The sequence below is a fragment of the Mycobacterium sp. E3247 genome, from assembly GCF_001667785.1.
In the GTDB taxonomy this organism is placed as follows: Bacteria; Actinomycetota; Actinomycetes; order Mycobacteriales; family Mycobacteriaceae; genus Mycobacterium.
Genome location: NZ_LZJG01000107.1, coordinates 1 through 16684 on the forward strand (window position 1 = coordinate 1; position 16684 = coordinate 16684).

Below are 16684 nucleotides of genomic sequence, written 5' to 3' on the forward strand. Positions count from 1 at the left end.
CGAGGTCTCAGCGAAGCCCCGCGCGCGCGAGCGCGTCGTCGTCTCGGTCGATTCGCGGGCAGCCCGGTTGATCGGTGCGCTGGCCCTGCTCAGCGCCACCTGCTGGCTGGGCGAGATCCTCGCCCGCCACCATCACCAGCCGGCCTGGCACTACACCGATCGACTGGCGTGGTCGCTGACGGTCCTTGTCGCGGTGGCGTGGATCGCGCGCGGCATCTTCCTGGGCCGTCCCGTGACGGCGACGCACGCCGCCGCCGCGGGTTTCTTCGTGCTGGCAGGCCTGGGCCTGCACGTGCTGGCCTTCGACCTGCTCGGCGACGTGGTGATCGCCTGCTCCGGCATGGTGCTGATGTGGCCGACGTCGTCGCATCCGCGTCCGGAGGACCTGCCCCGGGCCTGGAATCTGATCCAGGCCACCACGGATGACCCGCTGGCGCCGTTCGCGATGCAGACCGGCAAGAGCTACCACTTCACTGCGGACGGCGGTGCGGCGCTGGCCTACCGGACACGCCTGGGCATCGCCGTGGTCGGCGGTGACCCGATCGGCGACGAGACCCGATTCCCCGAGCTGGTCGCCGACTTCGCGGCCATGTGCCACACCCACGGCTGGCGGATCGCGGTGGTGGGGTGCAGCGAGCGGCGGCTCGGCCTGTGGAGCGACTCCGCGGTGATCGGGCAGTCGTTGCGCGCCGTCCCGATCGGGCGCGACGTGGTCGTCGACGTCACCGGTTTCGACATGGTGGGACGCAAGTTCCGCAACCTGCGTCAGGCGGTGAAGCGCACGCACAATTGCGGCATCACCACCGAGATCGTCGGGGAACAGGAGCTCAACCCCGAGCAGCTGGCCGAGTTGACCGAGGTGGTGCGCGCGTCGAGCAAAGCGGCCCACACCGAGCGCGGATTCCACATGAACCTCGACGGCGTGCTGGAGGGCCGATTCCCCGGCATACAGCTGATCGTCGCCAGGGACGCCTCGGGCAAGGTGCAGGGCTTCCACCGGTACGCGACGGCCGGCGTCGGCAGCGACATCACCCTCGACGTGCCGTGGCGCCGGCGCGGGGCGCCCAATGGCATCGACGAGCGGCTCAGCGTCGACATGATCATGGCCGGCAAAGAAAATGGCGCGCAACGGCTTTCGCTCGCATTCGCGGCCTTCCCGGAAATCTTCGAAGAGAAGGATCGCACCCGCGTCCAGCGCGTGTTCTATCGGTTGATCCACGTCCTCGACCCGTTGATCGCGCTCGAGTCGCTGTACCGATACGTGCGCAAGTTTCACGCGCTGGACACCCGGCGCTACGCGCTGGTCTCGATGACGCAGATCGGCACGTTGCTGATCGTGTTGCTGTCGCTGGAATTCATGCCGCGCCGGCGACACCTCTGATCGCATCGATCCGGTACCGCTGTGAGGTCGCAAAACCGCCAGCTTCTCGCCGTGGTGAGCTGTTGAGTGGAGGGCGTGAGTTCTCAGATTGCCCTGGCAGCCGCATCGAAATTGCGCGATGAAGCCATGCGCGAATTCATTTCGAGTTTGTCGGGGTTGCAGGCCACGGCGCCCACCTGGTGTTCAGGTTGGAGCGCCCATGACCTCACCGCGCACGTGGCGGCCGCCGCAAAGGAACGAGCCGATCTCATCGACGAGCACCTGGCGGGTGAGCCGGCCAGGGCGACCCGCTCGTGGGAGGTGCGCGAGCCGCCATTCCGGGCGATGCCCGACGCGGCGCTTCGAGAACGGCTGGTAGACGAAGCGTTTCGCTTCGAGTCGGCCGTGGCGGCGCTCGACGAAAGCGACACGATCGTGTACACGGGGTGGACGATGAGCGCCGAGCGGCTTCGCATGCATAGTCATAGCGAGGTGGTGCTGCACCGGTGGGATCTCGTGGGTGACGACGACGTCAGCGTCCGCTTGCTCTCCGATGCCGCGATGGTGGGCCACGCGGTCGCGGTGTTCGACGCGGTGCCCGCGTTGGCGGAAGCGCAGCGCTGGCGTCGCACGGACCCGCGGGCGCAGCCGGTGGTGCTGCGCAGCGGTGGCCGCCCGGATGTTGTTGTGTCGCCGGGGGAGGGCCTATCCCAGCAGCCGACCGGCCGCGGAGTCGTGATAGAGCTGCGGCCCCACGAGCTGCCGCTTCTCTTGTGGGGACGCTGCCCCTCGAGGATGCGCGACCCGAACCTCAACGCCGAGTCGATAGCCGACGTGTTGCGGCGACTGAGCCGCGCCGGCGGCGCTGACTCAAATTCGTAGTTCGCGACAGCCAATGTCGTCGGGTAGGTGGTGGGTAGCCACCACCACGGTCCGGTCCGCGGGCATCAGCGCGGAACCGGGGCCCAGCAGGTCGCGCAGAATCGGTTCGGCGTCGACGGCGTCCAGGTGTTCGGTGGGCTCGTCGAGCAGCACGATCCGGGCGGGCGCGAGGACCGCCCGTGCCAGCAGCAGCCTCCTGCGCTGACCGCCCGAAAGGGCCTGCGCGCCACCGGTCAACACCGTCGACAGGCCGTCGGGCAAACCGGCGAGCCAGGCGCCGAGCCCGACCGCATCGAGCGCGACCTCCAGTTCGGCGTCCGCGCAGTCTCCGCGGGCGACCAGCAGGTTGTCCCGGACCGTGGTGGCGAAGACGTGCGCGTCCTCGGCGAAAAATCCGACCGCGCCGCGTAAGTCCTCTTCCCGGAAGTCCGTCACGTCGGTGCCGCCGAGGGTCACCCGTCCCTCCAGCGGGGACAGCAGCCCGGCCAGCGTCATCAACAGCGTGGTTTTGCCGGACCCGCTGGGACCGGTGACGGCCAGCCGGGCGCCCGGGAGCAGCTCCAGGGTGATGCGTTTCGAGTGGGCGGCTCCGGCGTGCCCGGCGTGGATGTCGGCGGCCAACACGGCCGCGGGTTTCGGCGGGGCCGCGGCCGATTCGGGCTGCTGCGGGCGGTCGCCCGCCGTGAGGTCGAGCAGCCGGCGCGCGGCGATGCGCGACCGCGTCAACTGGATGGCGGCGGCCGGTAGGGGGGTCATCGCCTCGAATGCGGACAGCGGCAACAACATCAGGACGGCCAGCGTGGTGGGTGCGACCGAGGGGGCCAGGCCGATGCCGGCGACCACCGCGCCCAGCACGCTCGCCCCGATCGCCGCTGTGGGCGCGGCTTCGGCCAGGGCGGCCGGCCTGGCGGCGGCGTCGAGCGCCGCCCCCCATGCGCGTTGGCGGCGTTGCGATTCGGCGATGACGCGGGGCAGCAGGCCGGCGACGCGGAGCTCGGGCGCGTGTTCCAGCGCGATCATCGCCGAGGTGTCGCGCTGGGAATGCTGCTGCCGCGCAAGGCTTTCCTGGCTCGCCGCGGCCTTGCCCGCGAGTCGCGGAGCGGCGAAGCCCGCGACCAGCAGGCTGATCGCCAACACCACAGCGGCCGGTAGCGAGATGGCCGCGATCACCGCGGTTGCCGCCACGGCCAGTACCACCGCGACGCCGATCGGCACCACGGCACGCACCAGCACGTTGGCCAGTTCTTCGACGTCGGAGCCCACTCGGGTGACGAGCTCGCCGCTGTGCAGACGAACGGCGGCCGCCGCGGGCCCCTGGGCCAGCCGCTGGTAGATCCCCGCCCGGGCGGTGCCCGCCGCGCGCAGCGCGGTGTCGTGGGTGACCAGCCGCTCGCAGTAGTGCAACACGCCCCGCGAAATCGCGAACGCGCGCACCGCGACGGCCGCGACCGACAGGTCGACCACCGGCGGCATCTGCCAGGCCCGCGTGATGAGCCACGCCGAGACGCCGGCCAGCGCCAGCGCGCTGCCCAGTGACAGCACACCCAGCGCGATCGCCCCCACGATGCGGAGGAGCCGGGGCCGCAGCAGCGGCGCGGCCGCCAACAGCGGATCAGACCGGGGCATAACGCACCCCACTGTCGGCGACCACTTCGACCATCCGGTCGCCGATGGCCAGAACCGGTTCACGGTGACCGACGACCACGACGGTCGCGCCGGCCCGGGCGCGCTCCACGATCGCCCGCAACACGCGTTGCTCGGCCCGGGCGTCCAGGTGGGCGGTGGGCTCGTCGAGCAACAGCACTGCCGCCGACGATCCGAGTGCGCGGGCGAGCCCGAGCCGTTGCCGCTGTCCCAGGGACAGGCCGACGCCGCCCCGGCCGAGCACGGTGTCCAGCCCGTCGGGCAGGTCACCCAGGACCGCGTCGAAACCGGACGCCGCGCAAGCCGTCTCAAGGTCGTCGAGATTGCCGAACAGCACCAGGTTGTCCCGGACGGTGCCCGGAACCAGTGCGGGGCGCTGCGGAAGCCAGGACAGCTGCCGCCACCACGCGCCGGGCTCGAGGTCGGCGACGTCGACTCCGGCCACGGTCACGCGGCCGCCCGTCGGCGCGGTGACCCCGGTGATCGCCTGCAGGGTTGTGCTCTTGCCCGCGCCGTTGCGCCCGGTCAGCACCGTCACCGAGCCGGGTGCGATGACCGCGGTGAGGTCGTGGGGCGCATGGCCGTCACGGCCGGCGACGCTGAGCCCGTCGAGACGGATCTCCGCGCCTCGGGCGGTGACAGCCCGGCCCTGGGCCCGCGGGGGAGCCGGCTCGCCGATGAGGGCGAAGGCCTTGTCGGCGGCGGTCCTTCCGTCCTGCGCGGCATGGAATTCCACACCGATCCGGCGCAGCGGCCAGTAGACGTCCGGTGCCAGCAACAGCACCGTGAGGCCCGTCGCCAACGTCATCTCGCCGAACACCAGGCGGAACCCGATCCCCACCGCGATCAGCGCCACGCCCAGCGTCGCCAGCAGTTCCAGCACCAGCGCCGACAGGAAGGCGATCCGCAGTGTCGCCATCGCCGAGCGGCGATGCGCGGCGGCCAGTTCGGCGATGCGCCGTTCCGGGCCCCGGACGCGTCCCAGCGCCCGCAGCGTGGGGATGCCGGCGATGAGGTCGAGCAGCCGCCCCTGCAGCGTCGTCATGGCGGCCAGGGCGGCCGCGGACCGGTCGGCGGTGGCCAGGCCGATGAGCACCATGAAGATCGGTATGAGCGGCAGCGTGATGGCCACGATCACCGTGGACCTCAGGTCGTAGAACGCGATGACGGCGACGGTCGCCGGGGTCAGGATTGCGGCGAGCAACAACGTGGGGAGGTAGCCGGTGAAGTAGGGACGCAGGCCGTCGAGACCTCGGGTGACCACCACCGCGGCCTCGTCGCGTTGGGCGGCGAGCTCACCGGGCTGCCGGGCCGTCACCGCGGTCAGCACCTGACCGGACAGCTCGGCGATGACCGCGCTCGCGCCCCGTTGGCCCAGGCGGCCCTGAAGCCACTGCACCAGCGTGCGAACGGTCCACAGCGCCAACAGGATCGACAGCGGCCCGAGCCAGGCCCGCAGGCCGTGCGCCGCATGGTCGCGCACGGCGCGGGCGACCACGCCCGCCAGCACGACCGCCGAGCCGATCGCGCAGCCGGAGATCACCACTCCGCAGCAGACCGTTGCGCCCAGGTAGCGCCGCAACGCGCTCGATGCCCGCCACAGTCGCGGGTCCAGGGGCCCCCGCGCTCTCGATCTTGATCCGGGCGGCGAGTTCGTTGCGGTCAGGACACGTGCCTCGTCAGGCCGATCGACGGCGGTATCCGGTCCGCCGAGATCCGTTGCCGGAACACCCAATACGTCCAGGCCTGGTACACCACCGTCAACGGCGCCATGAACGCGGTGACCCACGTCATGACCTTGAGGGTGTAGGGCGTCGACGAGGCGTTGTGGATCGTCAGGCTCCAGTGCGGGTTCAGCGTCGAGGGCACCAGGTTGGGGTAGAGCGCGCCGAACAGCAGGATCACCACCGACCCGACGACGATCGCCGTGCACGTGAACGCCCAGCCGTCGGAGACGCGCCGCCACACCAGCAGCACGGCCGCCAGCTGCGCCACCACCGCGACCGCGAGCACCAGCCAGGTCCAGTCCTTGCCGTGGGCCAGTTGTGTCCAGATGCCAAAGCCCGCAACCAGTCCGGTCACCGGAAGCGACAGCCACACCGCCAGCCGGTGGGCGTCGTCACGGATGGCGCCGGAGGTCTTCAGGGAGATGAAGACCGCACCGTAAAGCAGGAACAGCCCGGCGGTGGCCAGGCCGCCCAGCAGCGTGTAGGGATTGAGCACGTCGGCGATCGACAGGTCGATCTTGCCAGCGCCGTCCACGGGGAGTCCGCGAACCAGGATCGCGAACGCCACACCCCACAACACGGCGGGCAGCCAGGAACCGGCGGCGATGCCGAAATCCGCCCAGCCCCGCCATTTTGTGTCGTCGACCTTCCCGCGCCACTCGATGGCCACGGCGCGCAGGATCATCCCGAACAGGATGGCCAGCAGCGGCAGGTACAGCGTGGAGAACACCGTGGCGTACCAGCCGGGAAAGGCGGCGAACATGGCGGCGCCGCCCACGATCAGCCACACCTCGTTGCCGTCCCAGATGGGGCCGATGGTGTTCAGCGCCGTTCGCCGGATGGGCTCGGCCTCACCGATGCCGACGCGGGCGAGCGGTTCCATCAGCATGCCGACGCCGAAGTCGAAGCCTTCCAGGACGAAGAAACCGAGGAACAGCAATCCGATGATGCAGAACCACAACTCCTGCAGTCCCATCGGTCAGCTCCTTTCTAGTTCGTGAGCCGGCGCCTAGTAGGCGAACGAAAGCGGCGCCACCTCGTCCTCGCCGGGTGCGGGCGGCGGAGCCGGTTCGGCGTCGTGTTCCCGCGGCCCTTCGGTGACATACCGCTTGAGCAGCCAGAACCAGATGACCGCCAGCACCGCATACACGAGGGTGAACGTCACCAGGGAGGTGATGACCATGCCGGGCGCATGCTGCGAGACGGCCTCATGGACGGTGAACCGAACCTGTTGGTCGCCGGTGGGATTGGGCGCGACGATCCAGGGTTGCCGCCCCATCTCGGTGAACACCCACCCGGAGATGTTCGCCAGGAACGGCGTGGGAATCGTCAGCAGCGCCAGCCAGGAGAACCATCGTTGGCCGGGCACCCGCCCGCCGCGGGTGAGCCACAGCGCCGCGAGCGCGAACAAGACCGGAACGGCGAGGAACCCGATCATGGCGCGGAACGACCAGTAGGTCACGAACAGGTTGGGCCGGTAGTCGTTCGGGCCGAACCGATACTCGAAGTCCTGCTGGATGTTGCGCACGCCCTGCAACGTGACGTCGCTGGTGCGGCCCTCGGCGAGGAACGGCAGCACGTAGGGGACCTCGATCACGCGGGTGATGCTGTCGCAGTTGTTGTGCGTGCCCACGGTCAGAATCGAGAAGTCGGGATCGGTTTGGGTGCTGCACAACGATTCCGCGGAAGCCATCTTCATCGGTTGCTGAACGAACATCAGCTTGCCCTGGCGGTCGCCGGTGAAGAACAGGCCGACGGCCGCGAGCAGCACCACCCAGCAGCCCAGGATGGCCGCCGGGCGAAACATGGTGCGGGCATCCGATTCACCGGCGGGGGTGGCGGTCTCCGGGCGGCGGGAACGGACCAGAAACCACGCGCTGACGGCGGCGACGAACGTCGCAGCGGTCAGCAACGCGCCGCTGACGGTGTGGGTAAACGCCCACCGCGCAGTATTGTTGCCCAGCAGCGCGCCAATGCTGTCCAGCTCGGCGCGGTGCGTAACCGGGTTGTAGTGCGCGCCGACCGGGTGCTGCATGAACGAGTTCGCCACGATGATGAAGAACGCGGACATGTTGACACCGATTGCGACGATCCAGATGCAGGCCAGGTGGATCAGCTTCGGCAGCCGATCCCAGCCGAAGATCCACAGCCCGATGAAGGTGGACTCGAAGAAGAAGGCGAACAAGCCTTCCATGGCCAGCGGCGCGCCGAAGATGTCGCCGACAAACCGCGAATACTCGCTCCAGTTCATGCCGAACTGGAATTCCTGGACGATCCCCGTCGCCACGCCGATGGCGAAGTTGATCAAGAACAGCTTGCCGAAGAACTTGGTGAGGCGATACCACGCGGTGTTGCCCGTGGCGACCCACACCGTCTGCATGACGGCGAGCAGGGGCGCCAAACCGATGGTGAGCGGCACGAAGATGAAGTGGTAGACGGTAGTGATACCGAACTGCCACCGAGAAATATCGACGACATTCATCTGTCACTCCCAGGACTGCGTGGCCGTACGCACGGCTACTACGCAGTGTAGTAGAAGGGTCGGGGCGGCGCGACCAAGGGGCGTCAGCCGGTCAGGGCCTTGGAGGCTTTCCGGATGCTGAACGACGACACGATCTCGAAGATGCCGAGGACCACGAACCAGACCCCGACCACGAGCGCCAGCGTCACAATGGATTCCAGCGGCGACGCGAGGACGACGATGCCGGCCAGCAGGCTGATGATGCCGATGAAGATGGCCCATCCCCGACCCGGCAGAAGCGGATCCTGGATGGCCGAAATCGTCGTGCCCACGCCGCGAAAGATGAATCCGATCCCAATCCAGATGGCCAGCAACAGGATTGCGTAACCCTGACCGAAATGGCGAAACGCCAACAACGCCAGGATGAGTGACGCGGCGCCGCTGATGAACAACAGGATCCGGCTTCCCGCCGAGACATGCAGGCTGAAAGCGAAGAACACCTGTGCGGCGCCGGTGATCAACAGGTAAACGCCGAATGCGACCGCGGCGACCACGATGGAGATTCCGGGCCACGCCAGCACCAGCACGCCGAGGGCGAGCGACAGGATTCCCGATAGCAGGGTCGATTTCCACAGATGCGGCAACAAACTTGGAGCGGGCAGAGATCCAGGTGTGGTTTGCATGGCCGCAGTGTGACACAAACGCCGCCCCCGGTATAGGGCACTTCGGGCTACACGTGGGCCGTACGCGAATCCTCGGCCAGCAGATCGGCCGACTCGTCGGTCGCCTTGCGACCGATCAGGTACCAGGTGCGCATCAGGCCTTTGCCTTTGACGTCGATGTGGCCGCGCTCCTGCAGCACGAATTCGTCCTTGAGGCGCTCGTACATGGCCTCGGGCACCTGAATTCGGCCCACCGAGTCGGTGGATTCCATCCGGGACGCGACGTTGACCGCGTCGCCCCACACGTCGTAGAAGAAGCGCCGCGAACCCACGACACCGGCAACCACCGGCCCGCACGCCATGCCCACCCGCAGCGGGACCGCATTGCCGTGCGGATCCTTCAGCCGGGCCGCGACATTGGCCATGTCGAGCGCGAAGTCCGCCAGGGCCTGCGCATGGTCCGGTCGGGCCCGCGGGACCCCGCTGACCACCATGTAGGAGTCGCCGCTGACTTTGATCTTCTCCAGGCCGTGCTTGTCCACCAGGGCGTCGAAGGCGCTGTAGAGCCGGTCGAGGAAGCGCACGAGGTCGGCCGGCGCCGCGCCGCTGGCCCGCTCGGTGAACCCGACGATATCGGCGAACAGCACGGAGGCGACGTCGAACTTGTCGGCGATGATGCCGCGGTCCGGCTCCTTGAGCCGCTCGGCGATGCTGGCGGGCAACATGTTTGCCAGCAGCGCCTCCGAGCGCTCGTACTGCGATTCCATCACGGCCTCGGCGCGTGCGGTGTCGCGAAGGGCGAACCACACCGTCACGACCACCATCACGACGCTGGAGACCGCGGTCACGATGAAACCGGTCGACTGGACCCAGGCCGGCTGCAGCCCGGTGTCGCGGGGGACCAGGAACTCGACGGCGACGATCAGGCCGGCGGCGACAGCGGCCAGCGCCGAGGCCAAGATGATGTGTTCGATTCCGAGCAACAGCACGACGATGCAGGCGCCCACCAGGAAGAAGAACTGAGCTCCCGACCCGGTGCCGACGTCCACGCAGCTGGCGAAGACGGACACGTAGGCCGCGCCCAGAAAGGTGAGCGGCGCGACCAGTTCGCCGAAGCGCTGCAGCCACGGGACCATCGCGAAGACCATCGCGCCGATGACGTTGATCGAACTCACCTGCCACAACCAGGCCCCGCTGAGAATCTGCACCAGCACGAAGCTCGCGCTCACCGTCACGGCGAGCCATGAGGTGATGGTGAGGATTCTGGCGCGGCGCGCGGCGCTCGCGGCGTAATGCTGGTTGCGGTCGCGCGTCTGCGCCCGCACCGCGGCTACGCAGTCCGGGCTTCTCGACGAGCCGTCCGACACGGGTGGGGCGCCGCACTTCCTAGCCGCCACATTCAAAGCGTAATCGTTGAGCTCGGGTTTGTCGGCTCTTGGCGGGGCGAATTGCGATCGAGGCCGCACCGGAATGCCTTCTCGGTGGCCGCCGTCACCGGCCCGCGGAAATTGTAAGAAAAATTTTGACTTAAGGGGTTTACAAAATTTTCCAGCGTGTTATTAAACATATGTCGGGCTGTGATCTGGATCATGTGTCCCTCTAATGCGGGAGTGCGGTGTGGCGAGTCTGGGCAGCAGGATCGGGATCGCGCTGATGTTGGCGTGCACCGCGGTGGCGACGCCCGCCTGCGGAGTGGGGTGTGGCGCGGGCGCGCTGCTGCGGGTCGCCACCGACTCGATGCAGAACGATCCGATGCAGGTCAACGTCGTGCATTCAGAAGAACAGGTGTGCATCAGCCATTAGCCCGAGAGCGCAAAACCAGCCGGGGCCAGGCCCGCGATAGGTTCCCGAGTGCTGCCCGCGCGAGGGCCGACGCGGGTGCTGGATGGGCCGTGGCGACGTCTGCCGACGCGACGGGCCCATCGCTCATTTCGTTTAGCAGCCGATCACGTTAAAATGAAATGAATTCAACCGCAGCCGTGCGCTTCTGTTAATAACAATACCTACCGCTGAGCGCCAAGTATTTGAAATTGACGAATTCATACTTTTGGAATGTACTTTACGGGATTTCCAAACTCGGGACTCGGGGCGGGCGACAGAACCGCCGCTTCAGTACCGGACATCGTCGTGCAGCCCTCGACCAGTTTGTCGGATTCGCCCCCGGTGCGTCGCGACGAGCGGTTGTTTGCCGGGCTGCCCGCGGTGCCCTCGGTGGGATTCGAACCCACACTGGACGGGTTTTGAGTCCGTTTCCTCTGCCAGTTGGGATACGAGGGCTTGATTCTGCTCGAGTCCGGCCTCCTACCTTAGAGGCAGCCTCCCACCATAGAGGATTTGGCGCGGCCGCCCGTCTGACCGCCCCCGAGGTCGCTGGTCTGACGCGTTCACGACACAATGTCGGTCATGACAGGCCCCACGACCGACACCGACGCCGCTGTGCCGCGCCGGGTCCTGATCGCGGAAGACGAAGCGCTGATCCGAATGGACCTCGCAGAGATGCTGCGAGAGGAGGGTTACGAGATCGTCGGGGAGGCCGGCGACGGACAGGAAGCCGTCGAGCTGGCCGAACGCCACCAGCCCGACCTGGTGATCATGGACGTGAAGATGCCCCGCCGCGACGGGATCGACGCCGCGTCGGAGATCGCCAGCAAGCGCATCGCACCCATCGTCGTCCTGACCGCCTTCAGCCAGCGCGACCTGGTGGAGCGCGCGCGCGACGCCGGGGCGATGGCCTACCTGGTGAAGCCCTTCACGATCAGCGACCTGATCCCGGCCATCGAGCTGGCCGTCAGCCGCTTCGCTGAGATCACCGAGCTGGAGCGGGAGGTGGCGACGCTCTCCGACCGGCTGGAGACGCGCAAGCTCGTCGAACGCGCCAAGGGCCTGCTGCAGACCAAACAGGGCATGACCGAGCCCGAAGCGTTCAAGTGGATTCAGCGCGCTGCCATGGACCGGCGGACCACGATGAAGCGGGTCGCCGAAGTCGTCCTGGAAACCCTCGGCGCCGAAGAGGAGTAGGCGCTCAGCCGTCGGGTGTGCGCTCAGGGCTTTGAGTGTGCACTGAGGGTGGCGACACGCCGGGCGAGGCCGCCGTGGCCGCACACTCGATGAACGAGAGCGTCAGCGCGCCACGATCACCGACGAGCCGTGCCCGAACAGTCCCTGGTTGGCCGTGACGCCGACCGTGGCGTTCTCCACCTGGCGGCCGGTCGCCCGGCCGCGCAGCTGCCAGGTCAGCTCGCAGACCTGGGCGATGGCCTGCGCGGGGATGGCCTCGCCGAAGCAGGCCAGACCGCCGGACGGGTTGACCGGCACCCTGCCACCGATGGTCGTCGCGCCGCTGCGCAGCAGCGCCTCCGCCTCACCCCTCGGGCACAGGCCCAGGTGCTCGTACCAGTCGAGCTCGAGCGCGGTGGACAGGTCGTAGACCTCAGCCAGGCTGACGTCCTCGGGCCCGATGCCCGCCTCGGCATAGGCAGCATCCAGGATCTGATCCTTGAACACCCGCTCCGGTGCGGGCACCGCGGCGGTGGAATCCGTTGCGATGTCAGGTAATTCGGGCAGGTGCTGCGGGTAGCGCGGGGTGACCGTGCTGACCGCGCGCACCGACGGGACACCGTCGAGTGAGCCGAGGTGCTTGCGGGCGAACTCGGCGCTGGCGACGATCAGGGCCGCCGCGCCGTCGGAGGTGGCGCAGATGTCGAGCTGTCGCAGCGGGTCGGCCACCACCGGGCTGGCGAACACGTCGTCGACCGAGGCCTCCTTGCGGTAGCGCGCATTCGGGTTCTGCAGGCCGTGCCGCGAGTTCTTCACCTTCACCTGGGCGAAGTCCTCGGATGTCGCGCCGTACAGGTCCATCCGGCGGCGCGCCAGCAGCGCGAAGTACACCGGGTTCATCGCGCCGATCAAGTGGAAGCGCTGCCAGTCGGGATCGTTCTTGCGTTCCCCGCCGACGGGGGCGAACGCGCCCTTGGGGGTGGTGTCGGCGCCGATCACCAGCGCGACGTCGCAGAAGCCGGCCAGGATCTGCGCCCGCGCGCTCTGCAGCGCCTGGGAGCCGCTGGCGCACGCGGCGTAGCTCGAGCTCACCGGCACGCCGTTCCAGCCCAGCTTCTGGGCGAACGTCGACCCGGCGATGAAGCCCGGGTAGCCGTTGCGGATCGTGTCCGCGCCGGCGACCAATTGGATTTGTGTCCAGTCCAGGCCGGCCTCGGCCAGCGCGGCGCGCGCCGCGACCACCCCGTATTCGGTGAAGTCGCGACCCCACTTGCCCCACGGGTGCATGCCGGCGCCCAGGATGTACAGCGGTTCGGGCATCAGGCGATCCTCCACGCATAGACGAGGCGCTGCACACCTTCGTCGTCGGTGAACAGCGGCATCGTGGTCAACTCCATCTCCATGCCGACCTTCAGATCCTCGGCCAGCGTCCCCTCGACCACCTTGCCCAGCACGATCAGCCCTTCGGCGGCCAGCTCGACCGCGGCGATGGCGAATGGCTCGAACGGATCCGGGGCCGGGTAGGGCGGGGGCGGCGGGTACCGGTTCTCGGTGTAGCTCCACAGCGTTCCCCGGGTCGACAACGCGACGGGCTCGAGTGTGTCGCTGGCGCAGGCGGGGTTGGGGCAGTTGTTCTCGCGCGGCGGGAAGACATAGGTGCCGCACTCGGGGCACTTGCCGCCGATCAGATGCGGGTTGCCTGCTTCATCGGTGGCGAACCATCCGTCGATCGCGGGTTCTTGGCTGGTGACCTTTGGCACTCGGCCAGACTACCCAGCCGCAATGCAAAACTGAAACGTGTTGCAGTTCTGGCCCCGGGGTGGTCGGGGACGCGTGCCGCGTCGTACCGGGTGCCTAGAGTGTGAGCCGTGAGCACCATCGCCGAGGAGCAGACGAAGCCGACGCTGATGCTGCTGGACGGCAATTCGCTGGCCTTCCGCGCGTTCTACGCCCTGCCCGCCGAGAACTTCAAGACCCGGGGCGGCCTGACCACCAACGCCGTGTACGGCTTCACCGCGATGCTGATCAACCTGCTGCGCGACGAGGCGCCCACGCACGTGGCCGCCGCGTTCGACGTGTCGCGGCAGACCTTCCGCTCCGAGCGGTACCCGGAGTACAAGGCGAACCGATCGTCGACGCCCGACGAGTTTCACGGCCAGATCGACATCACCAAGGAAGTGCTGAACGCGCTGGGCATCACGGTGCTCGCCGAGCCCGGCTTCGAGGCCGACGACCTGATCGCGACGCTGGCCACCCAGGCCGAGAACGCGGGGTTCCGCGTCCTGGTGGTCACCGGGGACCGGGACTCCCTGCAATTGGTGAGCGACGACGTGACGGTGCTGTATCCGCGCAAGGGCGTCAGCGAGCTCACCCGGTTCACGCCCGAGGCCGTCGTCGAGAAGTACGGGCTGACCCCCACGCAGTACCCCGACTTCGCCGCCCTGCGTGGCGATCCCAGCGACAACCTGCCCGGCATCCCCGGCGTGGGGGAGAAGACCGCGTCGAAATGGATCGCCGAATACGGCTCGCTGCAAGGCCTGGTGGACAACGTCGACTCGGTGCGCGGGAAGGTCGGGGACGCGCTGCGGGCCAACCTCGCCAGCGTGATCCGCAACCGCGAGCTGACCGACCTCGTCAAGGACGTGCCGCTGGCGCAGACCCCGGACACGCTGCGCATGCAGCCGTGGGATCGCGACCACATCCACCGGCTCTTCGACGACCTCGAGTTCCGGGTGCTGCGCGACCGGTTGTTCGACACGCTGGCCGTGGTGGAGCCCGAGGTCGACGCGGGTTTCGACGTGCGCGGCGGTGCACTGCAGCCCGGCGAGCTGGCCGTCTGGCTGGCCGGGCACAGCTCGGGCAAGCGCTTCGGCCTGGCCGTCGTCGGCACCCACCTGGCGTACGACGCCGACGCCACCGCGCTGGCCATCGTGTCCGCCGACGGTGAGGGCCGCTACATCGACACCTCGGCGCTCGAGCCCGACGACGAGGCGGCGCTGGCGTCCTGGCTGGCCGACCCCGGTCCGCCCAAGGCGCTGCACGAAGCCAAGCTGGCCATGCACGATCTCGCCGGCCGGGGATGGACGCTGGCCGGCGTCACCTCCGACACCGCGCTGGCCGCCTACCTGGTGCGCCCCGGGCAGCGCAGTTTCTCCCTCGAGGACCTCTCCCTGCGCTACCTACGGCGGGAGCTGCGCGCGGAAACAACTGAACAGCAACAACTTTCGCTTCTCGACGATACCGACGGCACGGACGACCAGGCGGTGCAGACGCTGATCCTGCGGGCCGTGGCGGTGCTCGACCTCGCCGACGCGCTCGACGAGGAGCTGGCCCGCATCAACTCCACATCGCTGCTGGGGGGCATGGAGTTGCCGGTGCAGCGGGTGCTGGCCGGGATGGAACACACCGGTATCGCAGTCGATTTGGGTCTGCTCGGGGAGCTGCAGAGCGAGTTCGCCCAGCAGATCCGCGATGCGGCCGAGGCGGCCTACGCGGTGATCGGCAAGCAGATCAACCTGGGGTCGCCGAAGCAGTTGCAGGCGGTGCTGTTCGACGAGCTGGAGATGCCGAAGACCAAGCGCACCAAGACCGGTTACACCACCGACGCGGACGCCTTGCAGTCGCTGTTCGACAAGACCGGCCACCCGTTCCTGCAGCACCTGCTCACCCACCGCGACGTCACCCGGCTCAAGGTCACCGTGGACGGGCTGCTGGCCTCGGTGGCCTCCGACGGGCGCATCCACACCACGTTCAACCAGACCATCGCGGCGACGGGCCGGCTGTCCTCGACCGAACCGAACCTGCAGAACATCCCGATCCGCACCGAGGCCGGCCGGCGGATCCGCGACGCGTTCGTGGTCGGCGACGGCTACAGCGAGCTGATGACGGCCGACTACAGCCAGATCGAGATGCGGATCATGGCGCACCTGTCCCGGGACGAGGGGCTCATCGAGGCCTTCAACACGGGGGAGGACCTGCATTCGTTCGTCGCGTCGCGGGCGTTCGGCGTGCCCATCGAGGAGGTCACCGCCGAGCTGCGCCGGCGGGTCAAGGCGATGTCGTACGGGCTGGCGTACGGGCTGAGCGCCTACGGCCTGTCGCAACAGCTGAAGATCTCCACCGAAGAGGCGAAGGAACAGATGGAGGCCTACTTCGCCCGGTTCGGCGGGGTGCGCGACTACCTGATGAACGTCGTGGACCAGGCGCGCAAGGACGGCTACACCTCGACGGTGCTGGGCCGCCGCCGTTACCTTCCCGAGCTGGACAGCAGCAACCGCCAGGTGCGGGAGGCCGCCGAGCGGGCGGCGCTCAACGCCCCCATCCAGGGCAGCGCCGCCGACATCATCAAGGTGGCGATGATCGAGGTCGACAAGGCGATCAAGGAGGCGGGGCTGAAATCCCGCATGCTGCTGCAGGTCCACGACGAGCTCCTGTTCGAGGTCGCACCCGGCGAACGCGACCAACTCGAGGCCCTGGCCCGCGAGAAGATGGGCGGCGCCTACCCGCTCGACGTCCCGCTGGAGGTTTCGGTGGGGTACGGCCGCTCATGGGACGCCGCCGCGCACTAGCCGCGGGAATCTCCCTAGGCAGCGCATTTACCGGCGCGTCGGCGCCCGGGTGTGATTTCATGGTGAAAAAATTTGGCCCGAATTCGCACTGGCGTCACTTTCACCGTGGCCGACCGCCCGGTATGGCGCAGGTGACGCGCCGCCCGGGTTTGGCCAGCGTGTACGCAGTCGAGTAACCTCAATAGGTAAATCCCAGTTTTGTCCCTACGACCCAACCTGTCCGGAGCAACCCACCACATGCCGAGTCCCACCGTCACCTCGCCCCAAGTAGCCGTCAACGACATCGGCTCCAGCGAGGACTTTCTTGCCGCAATAGACAAAACGATCAAGTACTTCAACGATGGCGACATCGTCGAGGGGACGATCGTCAAAGTGGACCGGGA

Annotated in this window: 13 protein-coding genes, 1 tRNA gene and 1 pseudogene; 6 read left to right on the forward strand and 9 right to left on the reverse strand. The window is 68.2% G+C overall.

Annotated elements, in window-relative coordinates; genetic code table 11:
- On the forward strand, positions 1-1381 hold a 1381-nt coding region (locus A9X04_RS05465; protein WP_197509058.1), incomplete at its 5' end, for a bifunctional lysylphosphatidylglycerol flippase/synthetase MprF.
- A gap of 75 nt (positions 1382-1456) precedes the next feature.
- A complete protein-coding gene (locus A9X04_RS05470; RefSeq protein ID WP_156764232.1) occupies positions 1457-2242 on the forward strand; it encodes a maleylpyruvate isomerase N-terminal domain-containing protein in 786 nt (261 codons plus the stop codon).
- On the opposite strand, the gene cydC is transcribed toward A9X04_RS05470, so the two are convergent.
- The 6 genes from cydC to A9X04_RS05500 all read right to left on the reverse strand — a co-directional run bounded on the left by cydC (position 2231) and on the right by A9X04_RS05500 (position 10133).
- Positions 2231-3868 (reverse strand): thiol reductant ABC exporter subunit CydC, encoded by a 1638-nt coding sequence (cydC, locus tag A9X04_RS05475; protein ID WP_067918485.1) that lies wholly within the window; start codon positions 3866-3868, stop codon positions 2231-2233. The genes A9X04_RS05470 and cydC overlap by 12 nt on opposite strands.
- Positions 3855-5468: a thiol reductant ABC exporter subunit CydD gene (gene cydD / locus A9X04_RS05480; protein ID WP_067918487.1), complete on the reverse strand. Its 1614-nt coding sequence runs from the start codon at positions 5466-5468 to the stop codon at positions 3855-3857. Before cydD ends, cydC begins: the two co-directional genes overlap by 14 nt.
- Before the next feature lie 80 nt (positions 5469-5548).
- A complete protein-coding gene (gene cydB / locus A9X04_RS05485; RefSeq protein WP_067918489.1) occupies positions 5549-6589 on the reverse strand; it encodes a cytochrome d ubiquinol oxidase subunit II in 1041 nt (346 codons plus the stop codon).
- Between the two features lie 33 nt (positions 6590-6622).
- A complete protein-coding gene (locus tag A9X04_RS05490) occupies positions 6623-8095 on the reverse strand; it encodes a cytochrome ubiquinol oxidase subunit I (protein ID WP_067918491.1) in 1473 nt (490 codons plus the stop codon).
- A gap of 83 nt (positions 8096-8178) precedes the next feature.
- Complete coding sequence (locus A9X04_RS05495; RefSeq protein WP_102417612.1) at positions 8179-8775, reverse strand: HdeD family acid-resistance protein; 597 nt, start codon at positions 8773-8775, stop codon at positions 8179-8181.
- Between the two features lie 29 nt (positions 8776-8804).
- Positions 8805-10133 (reverse strand): adenylate/guanylate cyclase domain-containing protein, encoded by a 1329-nt coding sequence (locus tag A9X04_RS05500; RefSeq protein WP_067918495.1) that lies wholly within the window; start codon positions 10131-10133, stop codon positions 8805-8807.
- 220 nt (positions 10134-10353) lie between these two features.
- Between A9X04_RS05500 and A9X04_RS05505 the strand changes: the two genes are divergently transcribed.
- Positions 10354-10539 (forward strand): hypothetical protein, encoded by a 186-nt coding sequence (locus A9X04_RS05505; RefSeq protein WP_156751708.1) that lies wholly within the window; start codon positions 10354-10356, stop codon positions 10537-10539.
- 400 nt (positions 10540-10939) lie between these two features.
- On the opposite strand, the gene A9X04_RS05510 is transcribed toward A9X04_RS05505, so the two are convergent.
- A tRNA-Leu gene (locus A9X04_RS05510) sits at positions 10940-11013 on the reverse strand.
- 126 nt (positions 11014-11139) lie between these two features.
- Here A9X04_RS05510 and A9X04_RS05515 point away from each other — a divergent pair.
- Complete coding sequence (locus tag A9X04_RS05515; RefSeq protein ID WP_102417823.1) at positions 11140-11754, forward strand: ANTAR domain-containing response regulator; 615 nt, start codon at positions 11140-11142, stop codon at positions 11752-11754.
- Between the two features lie 102 nt (positions 11755-11856).
- On the opposite strand, the gene A9X04_RS05520 is transcribed toward A9X04_RS05515, so the two are convergent.
- Complete coding sequence (locus A9X04_RS05520) at positions 11857-13053, reverse strand: lipid-transfer protein (protein WP_067918510.1); 1197 nt, start codon at positions 13051-13053, stop codon at positions 11857-11859.
- Positions 13053-13493, reverse strand: coding sequence for a Zn-ribbon domain-containing OB-fold protein (locus tag A9X04_RS05525; protein ID WP_067918503.1), 441 nt, complete (start codon positions 13491-13493; stop codon positions 13053-13055). The genes A9X04_RS05520 and A9X04_RS05525 overlap by 1 nt, the downstream gene beginning before the upstream one ends.
- A 147-nt stretch (positions 13494-13640) precedes the next feature.
- Here A9X04_RS05525 and polA point away from each other — a divergent pair, with 147 nt between their 5' ends.
- Together polA and rpsA are read left to right on the forward strand one after the other, a co-directional pair.
- Complete coding sequence (gene polA, locus A9X04_RS05530; protein ID WP_197509059.1) at positions 13641-16301, forward strand: DNA polymerase I; 2661 nt, start codon at positions 13641-13643, stop codon at positions 16299-16301.
- A 237-nt stretch (positions 16302-16538) separates the two neighbouring features.
- A pseudogene (rpsA, locus tag A9X04_RS30250) lies at positions 16539-16684 on the forward strand (30S ribosomal protein S1); the annotation flags it as partial.